We start from the raw sequence: 17,332 nt of genomic DNA, 5'->3' as shown, positions 1-17,332 counted from the left end.
CCGTCAGTCTATGATGCTGGCGGTCACGTAGTTTACGCTCAGATCGCGATCTGAAAGCGACCACTGCCAGCTGATTGGATTGAACACAAAGCCCTTGCGGTCCACCGGTGTGAGGCCGGACTGCTCGATCAGCCCAAACAGCTCATCAGGCGTGATGAATTTGTGCCATTCATGGGTGCCCTTTGGCAGCCAGCGCATGACATATTCCGCACCGATGATGGCCATGGCAAAGCTTTTGGGATTGCGATTGATGGTGGAGCAGATGTGCAGGCCGCCCGGTTTCAGCAATTGCTGGCAGGCTGTGAGATAGCTCAGCGGATCGGCCACATGCTCCACAACTTCCATGTTCAGCACCACGTCAAACTGCTCCCCGGCCTCTGCAAGGGCTTCGGCTGTGGTGTGGCGGTAGTCGATGGTCAGGCCGGATTGCTCTGCATGGACACGCGCCACCGGCAGGTTGCCTTCTGCGGCATCTGCGCCCACAACCTCCGCCCCCAAACGCGCCATCGGTTCAGACAGCAAACCGCCGCCACAGCCGATATCAAGCAGACGCAAACCCGCAAAAGGCAAAGCTTGAGACAAGTCGCGATTGAACTCTGCCGCAATCTGCGACGTAATGTAGTCAAGCCGACAGGGGTTGAGCATGTGCAACGGTTTGAACTTACCGTTCGGATCCCACCATTCCGCCGCCATGGCCTCGAATTTGGCCACTTCGGCTGGATCTACCGTGGTATTCGTGGCTTGCATTTTGAACTCTCCATGCTCATTTGGGCGTCGCAACCATTATAGGTAGGACATGGACAAAAACTCGGGCCAAAAGCGCGCAGTGCACTACCTCTACCCTCCGGTCGAACCCTTCGACCAGAGGATGCTGGACGTGGGCGACGGTCACGCGATCTATGTGGAACAATCGGGCAATCCGCAAGGGCTGCCGGTGATTGTTGTGCATGGCGGTCCCGGCGGCGGCAGCAGCCCGGCGATGCGGCGCTACTTTGACCCCAAGGTTTATCGGGTGATCTTGTTTGATCAGCGTGGCTGTGGCCACTCGCGCCCGCATGCTGAGGTGGCGCACAACACGACGTGGCATTTGATCGCTGATATGGAACATATCCGTTCTACGCTGGGCATTGCCGAATGGATTGTTTTTGGGGGCAGCTGGGGCGCAACCCTGTCGCTGCTGTATGCGCAGGCGCATCCCGAAAACACGGTTTGCCTTGTGCTGCGCGGTGTTTTCCTGATGACCCGCTCCGAGCTTGATTGGTTCTATGGCGGTGGTGCCGGGCAATTCTGGCCTGAACCTTGGTCGCGGTTCACCTCGCTGATTCCTGAAGATGAGCAAGACGATCTGATTGAGGCCTACCATCACCGCCTGTTCTGCGGTGATCGCGCAACGGAGATTAAATACGCCCGTGCCTGGGCAGGCTGGGAAAATGCGCTGGCGTCGGTTTACTCCAACGGTGCGGGCGGGGATGCCCCCGCAGAATATGCGCGTGCCTTCTCGCGGCTGGAGAATCACTACTTCCGGAACCTTGGATTCCTCGACACCGATGGCCATATCCTGAAGAACATGGCCGTTCTGGAAGACATTCCCGGATATATCGTGCAGGGGCGCTATGACATGATCTGCCCTCCGCGGGCGGCCTATAATCTGGCCCAGGCCTGGGGGGATATGGCGGATCTGCGCATGGTGCGGAACGCCGGTCATGCCCTCTCTGAGCCGGGCATCAGCGCGGAACTGGTGCGCATCATGGATCAATTGGCGCGCATCTAGGAAAACTGCTGGACAATATGCGGGCGAGCGCGTCTGATCAAAGCCCGCAGAACCGGAGATTTTCTTTGCCCCGTATCAGTCGACGCAGCCTTTTGACCTCTGGTGCCGCCGCAGGTGCGCTGGCGGCCTCCGGTCTTGCGTTGATGGCGGGCACCCCCAAGACCGGCGGGACGTTGCGCGGTGTTCTGACGGGAGGAACGGCGCAAGACACATGGGACGCACGGGATCATGACAGCCTGTTCATGATGGCGGCGGCGCACGGTGCGGTGTTTGATTGCCTCACGGAAATCGCAGCGGATGGCGCGCTGAAGGGCGAGCTGGCGGAAAGCTGGAGCGCAAGCGAGGACGCACGTCTCTGGACCTTTGATCTGCGCAAAGATGTGACCTTCCACAATGGCAAACCCTTTGTGGCCGAGGATGTTCTGGAAAGCTTTGCGCTGCATTTTGATCCAGCGCACCCATCACCTGCGCAGCCCTTGCTGCGGGATGTCACCGGCATCCATGCGCTGGGCGATCATCAGGTGCAGTTCACCTTAGCGGCCTCCAACGCGGATTTCCCCTACCTGCTCGCGGATTACCATCTGGTGATCTATCCGGCGGGCTATGTCGAATTGGCGATGCTCAACGGGATCGGCACCGGGCTTTATCGCGTGGAATCTTTTGAGCCGGGGCAGCGCCTGCAGGCGACGCGCGTGTCGTCACACTACAAGGATGGACGCGCCGGTTTCTTTGAGGCGCTTGATTTTGTGAACGTGGATGCGCCTTCAGAGCGGTTGAACCTTCTGCTGGAAGGGCGGGCGGATGCGGTTGCGCAAATCGCGCCGGTCTATGCCACTCAGATCGCGCAGGCTGAGGGCATCACGCTGCAACAGTTGCGCGGCAATCAGCACTTCAGCTTTGCATTGGATGGCCGTCACAGCCTGGCAGAGGCAGATGCGGTGCAGCGGGCGCTCAAACATGCGGTGGATCGTCAGGCCTTTGTGGATGAACTGCTGCTTGGATATGGCGCTGCGGGGAGCGATACTCCGGTTGGCCCTTCAAATCCATTCTATGCGGGCAAGCTTGGGGCGCTGGCGCATGATCCGGAGCAGGCGCGCCACCTGTTGCGCGCTGCGGGCGTTGATCAGCTGTCGTTGCGACTCATCGGCGGGTCCGGCGGGCAGGGCCAAGCTGCGGCCGCAGTTTTTGCCAAGCAATTGAAGCAGGTGGGCGTGGATATCGCTGTCTCCGCGCAACCAAGCCAGCTGTCTCTTTCCACATCTGCGGGCCGTGCCACGGAAGACTGGGCGATGGCCACATATCTCGCACCGGGCGCCACATGGAACCGGGGCGGCTGGGAGAACCCGCTGTTTGATACGCTTCTTGGTGCGGCGCGCTCTGAGATGGACAGCACCAAGCGCCGGGCGCTTTATGGGGAGCTGCAGCAGCTTGTCGCGCAGTCGGGAAATCTGATTATTCCGGCCTTTGCCGATCACCTTCAGGCCACCTCCAAGGCGATTGCCACCCCGCCCGCCACCGGCGCGCACTACGCCATGGACAATGCACGCTTTGCCGAACGCTGGTGGCGCGCTTGAGGCCGCGCAACGCGCGGTCCAACATTCTGGCTTGCAGACTCAGCTTCTGACACGTATATGCCTTCTCAACAGCGGCGCGATCGGCTGACACCGAACGCACCACCGAGAAAGATCGACGGGCCGCGGGCCCGTTTTTTTGTGTTTGGAGCTCGCCTATGAGTGACCTGATTGCCAAAGCGGCGATTGACCGCAAGCTGGCAGATATTGTTGGCCCCGTGATCGAAGACATGGGGTTTGAGCTGGTACGCTTGCGCCTGATGGGTGGGAAAACCCACACCCTGCAGATTATGGCAGAACGCCCCGGTGGCGGCATCGAAGTGGATGAATGCGCGCAGATCTCCAATGCGGTCAGCGCGGTGCTGGACGTGGAAGACCCTCTGGCGGATTCCTACACATTGGAAGTGGGCAGCCCCGGTGTGGACCGCCCGCTGACGCGCCTGAAGGATTTTGAGGCCTATGAAGGCTATGAAGCCAAGATCGAAACCAGCGAACTGATTGATGGGCGCAAGCGCTTCAGAGGTGTGCTGGCTGGTATCGAAGGCGAAGATGTTCTGATCAACATCGACAATCAGGGTGAGACCGTGACTGTGGGTCTGAACTTTGACTGGCTGGCGGATGCCAAGCTGGTGTTGACCGATGATCTGATCAAAGAAATGCTGAAAGCTCGCAAAGAGGCGGGCATCTTGAACGAAGACGATTTTGACGACGTCGAGACCGAAGAGTCCGAGGAGTAAGACAATGGCAATCACTTCTGCAAACCAACTTGAGCTGCTTCAGACCGCCGAAGCCGTTGCGCGCGAAAAGATGATCGACCCCGGGCTGGTGGTTGAAGCGATGGAAGAATCCCTCGCCCGCGCAGCCAAAAGCCGCTACGGCGCGGAAATGGACATTCGTGTTTCCATCGACCGCAAGACCGGTAAAGCGACCTTTACCCGCGTGCGCACCGTTGTCGAAGACGATCTGCTGGAAAACTATCAGGCAGAGTTCACCGTAGAGCAGGCCAAACAGTATCTGGAAAACCCGGAAGTCGGTGATGTGTTTGTGGAAGAAGTGCCTCCGGTAGAAATGGGTCGGATCGCGGCGCAGTCTGCGAAACAGGTGATCCTGCAGAAGGTGCGCGAAGCGGAACGTGATCGTCAGTACGAAGAGTTCAAAGATCGCGCCGGTACCATCATCAACGGCTCTGTGAAGCGCGAAGAATTTGGCAACGTGATCGTGGATCTCGGCGGTGCCGAAGCCGTGCTGCGCCGCAACGACAAGATTGGCCGCGAAAGCTATCGCTCCGGCGACCGTCTGCGCGCCTACATCAAAGAAGTGCGCCGTGAGCCACGTGGCCACCAGATCTTCCTGAGCCGCACCGCGCCTGAATTCATGGCCGAGCTCTTCAAAATGGAAGTGCCGGAAATCTATGATGGCATCATCGACATCAAAGCCGTGGCGCGTGATCCGGGCTCCCGTGCAAAGATCGCTGTGATCTCTCACGATGGCTCCATCGATCCGGTTGGCGCCTGTGTGGGTATGCGCGGCTCTCGTGTTCAGGCGGTTGTGAACGAGCTTCAGGGTGAGAAAATCGACATCATCCCATGGAACGAAGATCAGCCAACCTTCCTTGTGAACGCGCTGCAGCCTGCAGAAGTGTCCAAAGTGGTTCTGGATGACGAAGCCGGTAAAATCGAAGTGGTAGTGCCTGACGAGCAGCTGTCGCTGGCGATTGGCCGTCGTGGTCAGAACGTGCGTCTGGCGTCCCAGCTGACCGCGCTGGACATCGACATCATGACCGAAGCGGAAGAGTCCGAGCGCCGTCAGAAAGAATTCGAAGAGCGCACGAAACTCTTCATGGAAACACTGGATCTGGACGAGTTCTTCGCACAGCTGCTGGTGTCTGAGGGCTTCACCAACCTCGAAGAAGTGGCCTATGTTGAAGTGGATGAACTGCTGGTCATCGACGGCGTTGACGAAGGCACCGCAAACGAGCTGCAGGCCCGTGCGCGTGACTACATTGATGCACAGAACAAAGCTGCGCTGGATAACGCCCGTGAACTGGGTGTTCAGGACAGCCTGGTTGCATTTGAGGGTCTGACACCCCAAATGATCGAGGCACTGGCCAAAGATGGCGTGCTGAACCTCGAAGACTTTGCAACCTGCGCAGACTGGGAGCTGGCCGGCGGCTGGACCACGGTGAACGGCGAGCGCGTCAAAGACGACGGCATTCTGGAACCTTTCGATGTGTCGCTGGAAGAAGCACAGGACATGGTGATGACAGCACGCGTCGTGCTGGGCTGGGTTGATCCGGCTGAGCTGGAGGCCGAAGCGGCTGAAGACGGCGAAGAAGACACATCTGAGGAGGCTGAGGCCTGATTTCAGGCCTCAGAGGGCAACAGATGAGCCGCGGTGGCCGTCCGGGCAAACGGGCTGAAGAACCAGAGCGCAAGTGCATCGCCACAGGCGCGACAGCTCCCAAAGAGGGGCTGATCCGATTTGTTGTCGGGCCGGACCAGCAGGTCGTGCCCGACGTGATGGGCAAATTGCCGGGCCGTGGCATGTGGGTGACCGCAAATGCCGCCGCCCTCAGCAAGGCGGTCAAGAAAGGTGTTTTTGCCCGCGCTGCAAAGCAGCAGGTGAAGGTGCCTGAGGATCTGGTGCAAGAGGTGTCCCGCCAATTGGGGCAGCGTGTGATTGAGCTGATCAGCCTTGCGCGCCGCTCCGGATCAGCGGTGGCTGGCTTTGAGAAGGTCAAAGATTGGCTGGTCAAGGATGAGGCAGAAGTGCTGCTTCAGGCCAGCGACGGATCGGAGCGCGGGAAAACGAAACTGAGGCCGCCATATGGTGGTCACCACATAGACTGGCTCACAGCTGACGAATTGGGTTTGGCTTTTGGGCGACAAACTGTGATACATGGAGCGCTTGCGTCTGGCGGACTCACAAATCGTGTTGTAGAGGAAGCCCTAAGATTAAAAGGCGTACGCGAAGAAACGGTGGCAGCGGCCTCCGGGAAGGACAAGACAGCCAGATGAGCGATAACGACGGTAAAAAAACCTTGGGTCTGCGCGGTGGGAACCGCCCTGGCAACGTGACGCAAAGCTTCAGCCACGGACGCAAGAAAAATGTCGTGGTGGAAACGAAGCGCAAACGCGTTGTGGTGCCCAAGCCTGGTGCGGCCAAAACCGGTGCCGGTGGTGGCGCAAAATCCGGTGGCGATCCCAATCGCCGCCCCGCTGGCATTTCTGATGCGGAAATGGAACGCCGCCTGAAGGCGCTTCAGGCCGCAAAAGCACGTGAAGCCGAAGACGCAGCCCGCCGCGAAGCCGAAGAAAAGGCCCGCGCCGAAGAGCGTGAGCGTCGTCGTCAGGAAGCGGAAGCCAAAGAGCGTGAACAGCGCGAAGCTGAAGAGCGTGCCCGCAAGAAAGCTGAAGAAGAAGAGCGCAAGAAAAAAGAAGCGGCGGAAGCCGCAGAAGCAGCCAAGCGTGCTGCCGCTGCGCCTGCACCTTCTGCTGCGCCTCAGGGCCGTGGTGCACCAACCAACAAGCCTGCACCGCAGCCAACCCAGCGCAAAGCAGACCGTGAGCGCGAACAGCGCGGTGGCCGCGGCAAAGGCCGTGACGATGGCCGCCGTTCCGGCAAGCTGACCCTTGGTCAGGCCACCGGTGGTGAGAACAACCGCCACCGTTCCATGGCGTCCATGAAGCGTAAGCAAGAGCGTGCGCGTCAGAAAGCGATGGGTGGCTCTGTTGAGCGTGAAAAGGTTGTGCGTGACGTGCAGCTGCCAGAGGCGATCATGGTCTCTGAGCTGGCCAACCGTATGGCCGAGCGCGTTGCAGATGTTGTGAAAGAGCTCATGAAAATGGGCATGATGGTCACGCAGAACCAGACCATCGACGCGGACACAGCGGAACTGATCATCGAAGAATTCGGCCACAAGGTTGTGCGTGTTTCTGACGCCGACGTGGAAGACGTGATCTCCGATGTGGAAGACGATGAAGGCGATCTGCAGGCGCGTCCGCCAGTGATCACCATCATGGGCCACGTGGACCACGGCAAAACCTCGCTTCTGGATGCGATTCGCGATGCGAAAGTTGTGTCCGGCGAAGCCGGCGGCATCACCCAGCACATCGGCGCCTATCAGGTGAAAACCGATGATGGCGTGACCTTGTCGTTCCTCGACACTCCGGGCCACGCGGCGTTTACGTCGATGCGTTCCCGCGGTGCACAGGTGACGGACATTGTTGTTCTGGTTGTGGCAGCCGACGATTCGGTCATGCCGCAGACGATTGAGGCGATCAACCACGCCAAAGCGGCCGAAGTGCCGATGATCGTGGCGATCAACAAGATCGACAAGCCAGCCGCAGATCCAAACAAAGTGCGCGCAGAGCTTCTGCAGCACGAAGTGATTGTGGAAGCGATGTCTGGTGAAGTGCAGGACGTGGAAGTTTCCGCACACACCGGTCAGGGCCTTGATGCACTGCTGGAAGCCATCGCGCTGCAGGCAGAGATTCTGGAACTGAAAGCCAACCCGGACCGCGCGGCACAGGGTGCTGTGATCGAAGCGCAGCTGGACGTGGGCCGTGGCCCTGTTGCGACCGTTCTTGTTCAGAAAGGCACGCTGCGCCAAGGCGATATCTTCGTTGTGGGTGAGCAGTACGGTAAGGTCCGTGCGCTGATCAACGACAAAGGCGAGCGCGTCAAAGAAGCTGGCCCGTCTGTGCCGGTTGAGGTGCTTGGTCTGAACGGCACACCGGAAGCGGGTGACGTTCTGAACGTGACCGAAACCGAAGCGCAGGCGCGTGAGATCGCGGAATACCGTGCACAGGTTGCCAAGGACAAACGTGCGGCAGCCGGTGCTGCAACCACGCTTGAGCAGCTGATGCAGAAAGCCAAGGAAGACGAGAACATGGCAGAGCTGCCAATCCTCGTTAAGGCTGACGTGCAGGGCTCCGCTGAGGCGATCGTTCAGGCGATGGAAAAAATCGGTAACGATGAGGTACGTGTGCGCGTGCTGCACTCCGGTGTGGGCGCGATCACCGAGACCGATGTGGGTCTTGCTGAGGCCTCCGGCGCTCCGATCATGGGCTTTAACGTCCGTGCCAACGCCTCTGCCCGTAACACCGCCAACCAGAAAGGCGTGGAGATCCGCTACTACTCGGTGATCTATGATCTGGTGGATGATGTGAAAGCGGCGGCCTCCGGCCTGCTGTCTGCAGAAATCCGCGAGAACTTCATCGGCTACGCGAACATCAAAGAGGTTTTCAAAGTGACCGGTGTGGGCAAAGTGGCTGGCTGTATCGTGACCGAAGGTGTGGCGCGTCGTTCCGCTGGCGTGCGTCTGCTGCGCGACAACGTGGTGATCCACGAAGGCACACTGAAGACCCTGAAGCGCTTCAAAGACGAAGTGGCGGAAGTTCAGTCCGGTCAGGAATGCGGTATGGCGTTTGAGAACTACGACGATATCCGCGCTGGCGACGTGATCGAGATCTTCGAGCGCGAAGAAGTGACGCGTACGCTGGATTGATCCAGCGTATGCCGCCTCCGCGGCATGATCCATTCAACGAAAAAGGCCGCTCCAAACTGGAGCGGCCTTTTTTCTTCCGTTTCTGCTCTGAACGATCAGGAGATCGGTTTGCCAGAGTAGATCTTGTTGCCCACGCGGATGGATACGCGCCCATCTGGAAGGCTTTTTACAACTGGACCTTGGATAGAGACGCAGCTGCCTACGGTGATAGTTTTTAGCATGTCAAAAATCCCCACTTGATTGACATCTTGTTAGCATCAACTTAGTTAATTTTCGGTTAGTGCGCAGTTCCCATACTGCCAACATACTACCTTGTTCAATGCTTATTGTTGAATATAAGTTTACAAACCGCCTACCAAAGTAGCGTGAATTGGCCCAATTTGAGCAGATTCTAGCCTATACCCAGTCTCTAATCATCGGAATCAGCGGGATATCGGCGGGTGGCATCTCATAATCACGCAGGTTCTTGCTGGCGACCCACTTGAGGGTTTGGCCCTCTTTGGCCTGCGGAATGCCCTCCCATTTGCGGCAGGCAAAGAGCGGCATCAGCAGGTGAAAATCATCATAACTGTGGGATGCAAAGGTCAGCGGCGCGAGGCAGCTTGCCCATGTATCGATCCCCAGCTCTTCCTGAAGCTCGCGGATCAGCGCGGCTTCGGGCGTTTCCCCCGGCTCAACTTTGCCTCCAGGAAATTCCCAGAGGCCTGCCATAGATTTTCCTTCAGGACGTTGCGCCAACAAAATGCGCCCGTCCGCATCGATCAGCACAACGGCTGCGACCAAAACTGTTTTCACGACCGGTAATCCGCGTTGATGGTGATATAGCCATGGGTGAGATCGCAGGTCCAAACGGTGTCCTGTGCGTCACCCAGGCCCAGATCGACATTGATGGTGATGTCTTGCTGCTGCATATAGCCGGCGCCGGCCTCTTCTTTGTAGTCAGGCGACACCCAGCCGTTTTCCGCCACAAGAATATCGCCGAAGCGTATGCTCAGGAGATCCCGATCCGCCTGCGCACCGGACTTGCCGATGGCCATCACAATGCGGCCCCAGTTGGGATCCTCACCGGCCACAGCGGTTTTCACCAAAGGCGAATTGGCGATTGCCATGGCGTGTGTGCGGGCATCCTCGGCGCTTGCTGCACCGGTGATGTTGATTTCGACAAATTTTGTCGCGCCTTCACCGTCGCGCACCACCTGATGCGCCAGATCCAACATCACCTCATGCAGCGCGGTGCGGAACGCCTGATCTTCTTGGCTCACCAGAACCCCTGAGGCGCCCGTTGCGGCAACCAGCAGCGTGTCGGAAGTGGAGGTGTCACTGTCCACGGTGATCGCATTGAAGGTGACGTTGTTGAGCGACGACACCATGGCCTGAAGATCCGCGCGCGCGATCTTTGCGTCCGTGAAGATATAGACCAGCATGGTGGCCATATCGGGTGCAATCATGCCGGAGCCTTTGGCGATACCCGCGATCTTGACGGTCTGGCCATTGATCTCCGCCGAGCGGCTCGCGCCCTTGGCAAAGGTGTCGGTGGTGCGGATCGCCTCGGCGGCATCCACAATCGCATCAGATGAAAGCTTGCCGCGCAGTTCCTCAAGCTTGCCGGTGATCCGGTCATGCGGCAAAGGCTCACCAATCACGCCGGTCGAGGAGGAGAACACCCGTGTTTCCGGCAGATCAAGACAGGCGGCAACCGCGTCGGTCACAGCTTTCACCGAGGTGACGCCGTTTTTGCCGGTGAAGGCGTTGGCATTGCCCGCGTTCACGAGGATCGCGGCACCCGCGTCGCTGTCCTGCGCGATCTTTTCCTGACAATCCAGAACCGCAGCGGAGCGCGTCGCGGAGCGTGTGAAGACACCAGCCATTGCGGTGCCCGGTGCCAGTTCTGCCAGCATCACATCTTTGCGGTTGGCGTATTTCACGCCCGCCTCAACAGTGGCGAATTTCACCCCTTCGATGGTTGGCAGCTCCGGAAAATGTTCCGGAGCCAGAGGGGACACTGTGGTGATTTCAGCCATCGTTTATTCCTGCACGCGCACAGGGTTCAGCAGGTCGATGCGCTGCAACACAGCGGGATCAATGCCTTCAGCACCGGTTTGGTCGACATCAGCCGCCGCCGCTTGTTTGGCAATATAGCCCTGAACCGCTTTGCGCTGCGCATCATTGAGCAGCTCCTGACGTGCCTCTTCAAAGGAAGGGGCTTCGGATTTGCGAGCGTCATTCAGGATGATCAGGTGCCAGCCGAATTGGGTTTGCACAGGCTGCGAGATTTCGCCCACGGCGAGTTCGGACACGGCGTCCTCAAAAGGTTTCACCATCTGACCTTTGCCAAACCAGCCAAGGCTGCCGCCGGAAGCCCCGGACGGACCTGTGGATTTTTCTTTGGCGGTTTCCGCAAAATCGGCCCCGTCCTGAAGCTGCTGACGGATCTCAACCGCTTCTTCTTCGGTGCCCACGAGAATGTGACTGGCGTTGTATTCTGCCTCGCCTTCAAAGTTTGCGAAGCGGTCCTGATAGGCGGTCTGCAGCTCTTCGTCGCTCACTTCGTTGCTGGCGACAAAGGCTTCCAGCGCTTCGCCTGCCATCAGGGTGCGGCGCTCGTTGTTCAGCGCAATCTCGATATATTGTGGAACATTGTCTCCCAGCGCCTGCGACAGGGCGGTTTGCTGCACCAATTGCTCAAGAATGCTGGCAAACAGGGTTTCCGGTGGCAGCTGTTGGTATTGCGGCTGCAGCCCTGCGCGGATCGAGATCATGTCACCCAATGTGATCGCCTCGCCATTGACCGTTGCAACAACGGTGTCCAGCGACGGTTCTTCCTGTGCAAATGCAGGGAGAGCAAAGCAGACAGCGACTGCACTCGCGCGCAAGAAATTGAGGTGTTTTGACATCGTTTCGTCCTTGGCTGGTGCCGCGCGGACTGGCGGCGTTGACACTGTTCCTGACGCCCCTTACATCGCTTTGAGGTCAAGGCAAACAGGCTGTTTCCCGTTTCTAGGAGCACAGGGCCGGGACAGCAAGAATTAGCCACGCACGAATGCGCAACGAAGGACAAGTTATATGCTCGGTTTCGGAAAAATCGCCAAAAAAGTGTTTGGCACGCCCAATGACCGCAAAGTCAAAGCAACACGTCCGCTTGTTGAAAAGATCAATGCGCTGGAGCCGGACTTCGAGAAACTCTCTGACGACGAGCTGAAAGCCAAAACACAAGAGCTGTCTGAGCGCGCCAAAGGTGGCGAGTCGCTTGACGCACTTCTGCCCGAAGCCTTCGCCAACTGCCGCGAAGCCGCCAAACGTGCGCTGGGTCTGCGGGCCTTTGACGTACAGCTGATGGGCGGCATCTTCCTGCATCAGGGCAATATTTCCGAGATGAAAACCGGGGAAGGTAAAACCCTCGTGGCAACCTTCCCTGCCTACCTCAATGCTTTGACCGGCAAAGGCGTGCATGTGGTGACGGTGAACGATTACCTGGCCCGCCGCGACGCGGACTGGATGAGCAATGTCTTCGCCGCTTTGGGGATGACCACCGGCGTGGTGTACCCTCAGCAGCCCGAAGACGAAAAGCGCGCCGCATACGCCTGTGACATCACCTACGCGACCAACAATGAGTTGGGTTTTGATTATCTGCGCGACAATATGAAAAGCGAATTGGCTGATATGTCCCAGCGCGACCACCATTTCGCCATTGTGGACGAGGTGGACAGCATCCTGATCGACGAGGCGCGGACCCCTCTGATCATCTCCGGCCCTGCGCAGGACCGCACAGACATGTATATGGCGATCGACAAGCTGATCCCCGACGTTCAGGAAGAGCACTACACGCTGGATGAAAAAGCCAAAAACGTGACCTTCACCGATGAGGGCAACGAGTTTTTGGAAGAGCACCTGCATGCACGTGGCCTGCTGCCCGAAGGTCAGAGCCTGTATGATCCGGAAAGCACCACCATTGTGCACCACGTGAACCAGGGCCTGCGCGCGCATAAGCTGTTCATCAAAGACAAAGACTACATCGTGCGTGATAGTCAGGTGGTTCTGATTGACGAATTCACCGGCCGTATGATGGCAGGCCGTCGTCTGTCTGAAGGTCTGCATCAGGCGATTGAAGCCAAGGAAGGCTGCCAGATTCAGCCCGAAAACGTGACACTCGCGCAGGTGACCTTCCAGAACTACTTCCGTCTCTATGACAAGCTGGGCGGCATGACCGGTACAGCGGCAACCGAGGCAGAAGAATTTCAGGAAATCTACGGCCTCGGCGTGGTCGAAGTCCCCACCAACCGCGGCGTGGCACGGATCGACGAAGATGATGCCGTTTATCGCACCGCCCGTGAGAAGTTTGACGCCATCGTCACCACCATCAAGGAAGCCCACGAAAAAGGGCAGCCGATCCTTGTGGGCACAACCTCGATTGAAAAGTCCGAGTTCCTCTCCAACCTGCTCGAAAAGGCCGGTGTGAAGCACAATGTTCTGAACGCGCGCCAGCACGAGCAGGAAGCGCAGATTGTTGCGGATGCGGGTAAGCTGGGTGCGGTGACCATCGCCACCAACATGGCGGGCCGCGGCACCGATATCAAACTGGGTGGCAACGTCGAGTTCAAAGTGCTTGAGGCCATCGCTGCGAACCCTGAAGGGGATCACGCGGCATTGCGCGCAGAGATTGAAACCAAGCACGTGGACGACGAAGAGGCCGTGAAAAAGGCCGGTGGTCTGTTTGTTCTTGCCACCGAGCGCCATGAAAGCCGCCGGATCGACAACCAGCTGCGTGGCCGTTCTGGCCGTCAGGGCGACCCGGGCCGTTCTGCCTTCTTCCTGAGCCTTGAAGATGACCTGATGCGCATCTTTGGCTCTGACCGTCTGGACAAGGTGCTCTCCACTCTTGGCATGAAAGAGGGTGAGGCGATTGTTCACCCATGGGTCAACAAATCCCTGGAGCGTGCGCAGGCGAAGGTCGAAGGCCGCAACTTTGACATCCGTAAGCAGCTCCTGAAATTTGATGACGTGATGAATGACCAGCGGAAAGTGGTCTTCTCCCAGCGTCGCGAAATCATGGAAAACGCTGATCTTTCTGAGATCGTTCAGGATATGCGCCATGAGGTCATCGACGATCTGGTGGAGAAGCATCTGCCGCCGAAAACCTATGCGGATCAGTGGGACACGCAGGGTCTCTATGCTGCGGCCATTGAACATCTGGGCGTCGACGTTCCGGTGATTGAATGGGCCGACGAAGAAGGCGTGGATGACGACAGCATGCGTGAGCGTCTGGAAAAGGCCGCTGACGAGATGATGGCGTCCAAAGCCACCAGCTTTGGCCCCGAAGCGATGCGCATGATCGAAAAGCAGGTTCTCTTGCAGACAATCGACAGCAAGTGGCGTGAGCACCTTCTGACGCTGGAACATCTGCGCTCTGTTGTGGGCTTCCGTGGCTACGCGCAGCGTGATCCGCTCAACGAATATAAGAACGAAGCCTTCCAACTGTTTGAAAGCATGCTGGACAGCCTGCGCATTGACGTGACTTCCATGCTCTCCCGCGTGCGTCCGATCTCTGAGGAAGAGCAGAAACAGCTCGCCCTTGAGATGGCACAGCGCCAGCAGGCCATGATGAACGCCTCTCAGGCGGGCGCGGCACCTGCGCCCAGTGACGCCGCAGCGGCGGCGCAACCGCCAGCGGGCGAAGCGCTTGCAGGGTTTGACGAAGAAGATCCCTCAACCTGGGGCAATCCGGGGCGCAACGAGCAATGCCCCTGTGGTTCGGGCAAGAAGTTCAAGCATTGTCACGGCAAGCTGGCCTGATTTCAGCGTCACACCGACAGACAAAGATCAAAAGGGCGCCTTATGAGCGCCCTTTTCTATTGTGAATGTGTCCGGACGGGATTTGCCACCTGAGAAGGAGACATCATGCAGAATCTCAAAAACATGTACCGCCGCTATGCCCTTGCTTTTGCAACGGGGTCGATGGCTGTGTGCATTGGGTTTGTGATGCAAACAAGTGAGGCCGCTGTGCCCGCCGTTGCGCAGGCGCCAGCGCAGGGTGATTTGCGTGACCGCGTGTCATTGCCCCAGGATTTTGCGACCCCGCGCTTGGGACAGGCTGTGTCTTTACCGGCCATGCCAGCCGAGCAGGGCCAAGGCGTGAGCCTGCCGACACAGCAGGTGTTGGTGGCGGTTGCCGATGATCTGCCGGTTGGTCTTCTGCCCAAGGAAGAGAGCATTCCGGCGTTGGGCTGTGGCCCGGAATTACATGCCAAAACCAATGCGGCTGCGCTGGTGTCTTTGCAGCTGATCGCGCCGTGCCATCCCGGCGAGCGCGTTCTGATTGAACACGAAGAGCTGAAATTCCACGCACAGGTTTCTGCTGACGGCAGCGCGGATCTGCTGGTGCCTGGTCTGGCGGAAGTGGCTGTATTCGCGGCATCTTTTGAGAATGGTGATGGGGCTGTGGCTTCCGCACGTATCGACTCTTTGCCGCTTTATGACCGGGTGGTGATGCAGTGGCGCGGTGACAGCGGCCCTGAGCTCCATGCCCGTGAATTTGGCGCAAGCTACGGCGAGAAGGGCCATGTGTGGCGCGAGGCACCACGCAGCGTGAGTGCGCTTGCAGGTGGCGCGGGCGGTTTCCTGATGGTTCTTGGCGAGGCTGACGATCCGAGAGCGGCGCAGGCGGAGGTCTATACCTTCCCTACCGGCATTGCGAAGAACCGTGGCGAAATCCAGATTAGCATCGAAGCTGAGGTGACCGCCGCCAACTGTGATCAGGACATGCAGCTTTCCAGCCTCGCGCTGCGTGAGGGGCAGGTCAAAGACCAGCATGAGCTGCAAATGCAGATGCCCGATTGTACCGCCGTTGGTGAATTTCTGGTGTTGAAAAACCTCGTCCAAAACCTGACAATCGCGAAAAACTAAGCTCGCGGTCAGGACATCACAATGATGCAGTTTCGTGCGGCGGTTTACGCCGCACTTCTTCTTTTGGCAGGTGTCACATCTGCCCTTTCTCAGGACGTTTTCCTCAAATCTCACGACGGAGAAGTTGAAATCTCCGGCACCCTTTTGGGGTTTGATGGAGAGTTCTATCGTGTGCAGACGATCTACGGCGAGCTGACCGTGGATGGCTCCGGTGTGTTTTGCGAAGGCCCTGGTTGCCCCAATCTGATCAACTTCGTCGCCGATGTCTCGATCTCAGGATCCGCGACCATGGCTGACATCTTGATGCCTGCGTTGCTTGAGGCCTTTGCACAGGCAGAGGGCTATGAGGCGGCTAGAGAATCTGAGAGCAAACAAAGGTTTACCTATATCCTCAGTGCGCCGGACGGAGGCGAAACGCTCGCCAGATTCCGCTTTCATGCGAGCAGCGCGGAAGAAGGGTTTGCCGACCTTCTGGCGGACGAGGCCGACATTGTCATGTCCCTGCGTGAGATTCGCCCCAAGGAGGCAGAGCTGGGCTATGAGGCCGGATTGGGCGACATGACAGACGCGAACCGCAGCCGCGTTCTGGCGCTAAACGGGATGGTGCCCATCGTGGCCGCAGGCAATCCGGTCACGTCCATGTCCTTGCTGCAGCTCGCTGAGGTTTTTGCCGGCAAGATAGACAATTGGGCAGCGCTTGGTGGCCCGGACGCGCCGATTTCCGTTCATATGATGACAGCGGAGTCCGGTTTTGCACAGGCGGTCGAAGATCAGTTGATGCTCCGCGCCAATCTGCGAACAGATGAGGCGGCGGCGCGCCACAGCCGCAATGAGGCGCTGGTCCATGCGGTGGAGCGGGATCCCTTTGCCATTGGAATCGCGTCTTATGCGGATCGCGGCAACACGCAGCTTGTGACCTTGCAGGGGTCTTGCGGGTTTTCTCTGGCAGCCTCGCGGCGCACCATCAAAACCGAGGATTATCCCCTAAACGCCCCGATGTTCCTCTATTTTCCGGCCCGTCGCTTGCCCAAAATCGCACGGGATTTCCTGAGCTATACCCGCAGCCCCTCCGCACAGATCGTGATCCGGCGGGCTGGCTTTGTGGATCAGACCGCCGAAGAGGTGCCGATCAACTTGCAGGGGGATCGCTTTGCCAACGCGATTTCCGTGGCTGGGGAAGACGTCGGGCTTGAGGACCTACAGCGCCTGACATCCACGCTTTCTGGCATGAAACGCCTGTCCATTTCTTTCCGGTTCCAAGCGGGATCCTCACGGTTGGATGCGCAGTCGCGCTCCAATGTGCAGCAGTTGGCACGGGCGCTCGAGGCCGGTGTCTATGACGCAAGAAGCCTCTATTTTGTGGGCTTTTCAGATGGTAACGGCCCGGCGGCGGGCAACCAGAAGATCGCGGAACGTCGGGCGGATTCGGTGCGCAAGGCTGTGTTGACGGCTGCGGAGACGGCAAAGCCTGAGCGGATGGATATTCAGGTGCATGCCTTTGGCGAAGCCATGCCCATGGCCTGTGATGACAGTGCTTGGGGGCGGCAGGTGAACCGGCGGGTGGAGATTTGGGTCAAGTGA

13 protein-coding genes are annotated in these 17,332 nt (G+C 58.5%); 9 read left to right on the top strand and 4 right to left on the bottom strand.

Features of this window, described 5'->3' with window-relative positions:
- Nucleotides 1-3: 3 nt before the first annotated feature.
- Nucleotides 4-747 (bottom strand): bifunctional 2-polyprenyl-6-hydroxyphenol methylase/3-demethylubiquinol 3-O-methyltransferase UbiG, encoded by a 744-nt coding sequence (ubiG, locus tag J7412_RS00840; protein ID WP_209076146.1) that lies wholly within the window; start codon nucleotides 745-747, stop codon nucleotides 4-6.
- A 49-nt stretch (nucleotides 748-796) separates the two neighbouring features.
- On the opposite strand from ubiG, the gene pip reads away from it, so the two are divergent.
- From pip to infB, 6 genes are all read left to right on the top strand, one after another.
- Nucleotides 797-1,771: a prolyl aminopeptidase gene (pip, locus tag J7412_RS00835; RefSeq protein ID WP_209076144.1), complete on the top strand. Its 975-nt coding sequence runs from the start codon at nucleotides 797-799 to the stop codon at nucleotides 1,769-1,771.
- Between the two features lie 65 nt (nucleotides 1,772-1,836).
- The gene (locus J7412_RS00830; protein ID WP_247743711.1) at nucleotides 1,837-3,345 is read left to right on the top strand and encodes an ABC transporter substrate-binding protein; all 1,509 of its coding nucleotides are present in this window, start codon (nucleotides 1,837-1,839) and stop codon (nucleotides 3,343-3,345) included.
- A gap of 155 nt (nucleotides 3,346-3,500) precedes the next feature.
- Nucleotides 3,501-4,079 carry a ribosome maturation factor RimP gene (gene rimP, locus J7412_RS00825; RefSeq protein ID WP_209076140.1) on the top strand — a complete coding sequence of 193 codons (579 nt, stop codon included), beginning with the start codon at nucleotides 3,501-3,503 and terminating at the stop codon, nucleotides 4,077-4,079.
- Between the two features lie 4 nt (nucleotides 4,080-4,083).
- Nucleotides 4,084-5,703: a transcription termination factor NusA gene (gene nusA / locus J7412_RS00820; protein WP_209076138.1), complete on the top strand. Its 1,620-nt coding sequence runs from the start codon at nucleotides 4,084-4,086 to the stop codon at nucleotides 5,701-5,703.
- Between the two features lie 23 nt (nucleotides 5,704-5,726).
- Complete coding sequence (locus J7412_RS00815; RefSeq protein ID WP_209076136.1) at nucleotides 5,727-6,359, top strand: RNA-binding protein; 633 nt, start codon at nucleotides 5,727-5,729, stop codon at nucleotides 6,357-6,359.
- The gene (infB, locus tag J7412_RS00810; protein ID WP_209076134.1) at nucleotides 6,356-8,851 is read left to right on the top strand and encodes a translation initiation factor IF-2; all 2,496 of its coding nucleotides are present in this window, start codon (nucleotides 6,356-6,358) and stop codon (nucleotides 8,849-8,851) included. The genes J7412_RS00815 and infB overlap by 4 nt, the downstream gene beginning before the upstream one ends.
- Nucleotides 8,852-9,247: 396 nt before the next feature.
- Here infB and mutT read toward each other — a convergent pair whose 3' ends face one another.
- The 3 genes from mutT to J7412_RS00795 are packed head-to-tail and all read right to left on the bottom strand — an operon-like array spanning nucleotide 9,248 to nucleotide 11,745.
- Complete coding sequence (gene mutT / locus J7412_RS00805) at nucleotides 9,248-9,646, bottom strand: 8-oxo-dGTP diphosphatase MutT (RefSeq protein WP_209076132.1); 399 nt, start codon at nucleotides 9,644-9,646, stop codon at nucleotides 9,248-9,250.
- On the bottom strand, nucleotides 9,643-10,872 hold the full coding sequence (gene argJ, locus J7412_RS00800) for a bifunctional glutamate N-acetyltransferase/amino-acid acetyltransferase ArgJ (protein WP_209076130.1): 1,230 nt from the start codon (nucleotides 10,870-10,872) through the stop codon (nucleotides 9,643-9,645). Before argJ ends, mutT begins: the two co-directional genes overlap by 4 nt.
- A 3-nt stretch (nucleotides 10,873-10,875) precedes the next feature.
- Nucleotides 10,876-11,745, bottom strand: coding sequence for a peptidylprolyl isomerase (locus J7412_RS00795; RefSeq protein WP_209076128.1), 870 nt, complete (start codon nucleotides 11,743-11,745; stop codon nucleotides 10,876-10,878).
- A 169-nt stretch (nucleotides 11,746-11,914) separates the two neighbouring features.
- Between J7412_RS00795 and secA the strand changes: the two genes are divergently transcribed.
- From secA to J7412_RS00780, 3 genes are all read left to right on the top strand, one after another.
- Nucleotides 11,915-14,641, top strand: a complete 2,727-nt coding sequence (gene secA, locus J7412_RS00790) for a preprotein translocase subunit SecA (protein WP_209076126.1) — start codon at nucleotides 11,915-11,917, stop codon at nucleotides 14,639-14,641.
- A 105-nt stretch (nucleotides 14,642-14,746) separates the two neighbouring features.
- Nucleotides 14,747-15,751 carry a hypothetical protein gene (locus tag J7412_RS00785; protein WP_209076123.1) on the top strand — a complete coding sequence of 335 codons (1,005 nt, stop codon included), beginning with the start codon at nucleotides 14,747-14,749 and terminating at the stop codon, nucleotides 15,749-15,751.
- A 21-nt stretch (nucleotides 15,752-15,772) separates the two neighbouring features.
- Nucleotides 15,773-17,332: a phosphate ABC transporter substrate-binding/OmpA family protein gene (locus tag J7412_RS00780; RefSeq protein ID WP_209076121.1), complete on the top strand. Its 1,560-nt coding sequence runs from the start codon at nucleotides 15,773-15,775 to the stop codon at nucleotides 17,330-17,332.

Origin of the sequence: Shimia sp. R9_3 (assembly GCF_017743755.1) — a bacterium.
In the GTDB taxonomy this organism is placed as follows: domain Bacteria; phylum Pseudomonadota; class Alphaproteobacteria; order Rhodobacterales; family Rhodobacteraceae; genus Shimia.
The sequence above is the reverse complement of the archived record's forward strand: the minus strand, read 5'-3'. Positions and strand labels throughout refer to the sequence as shown.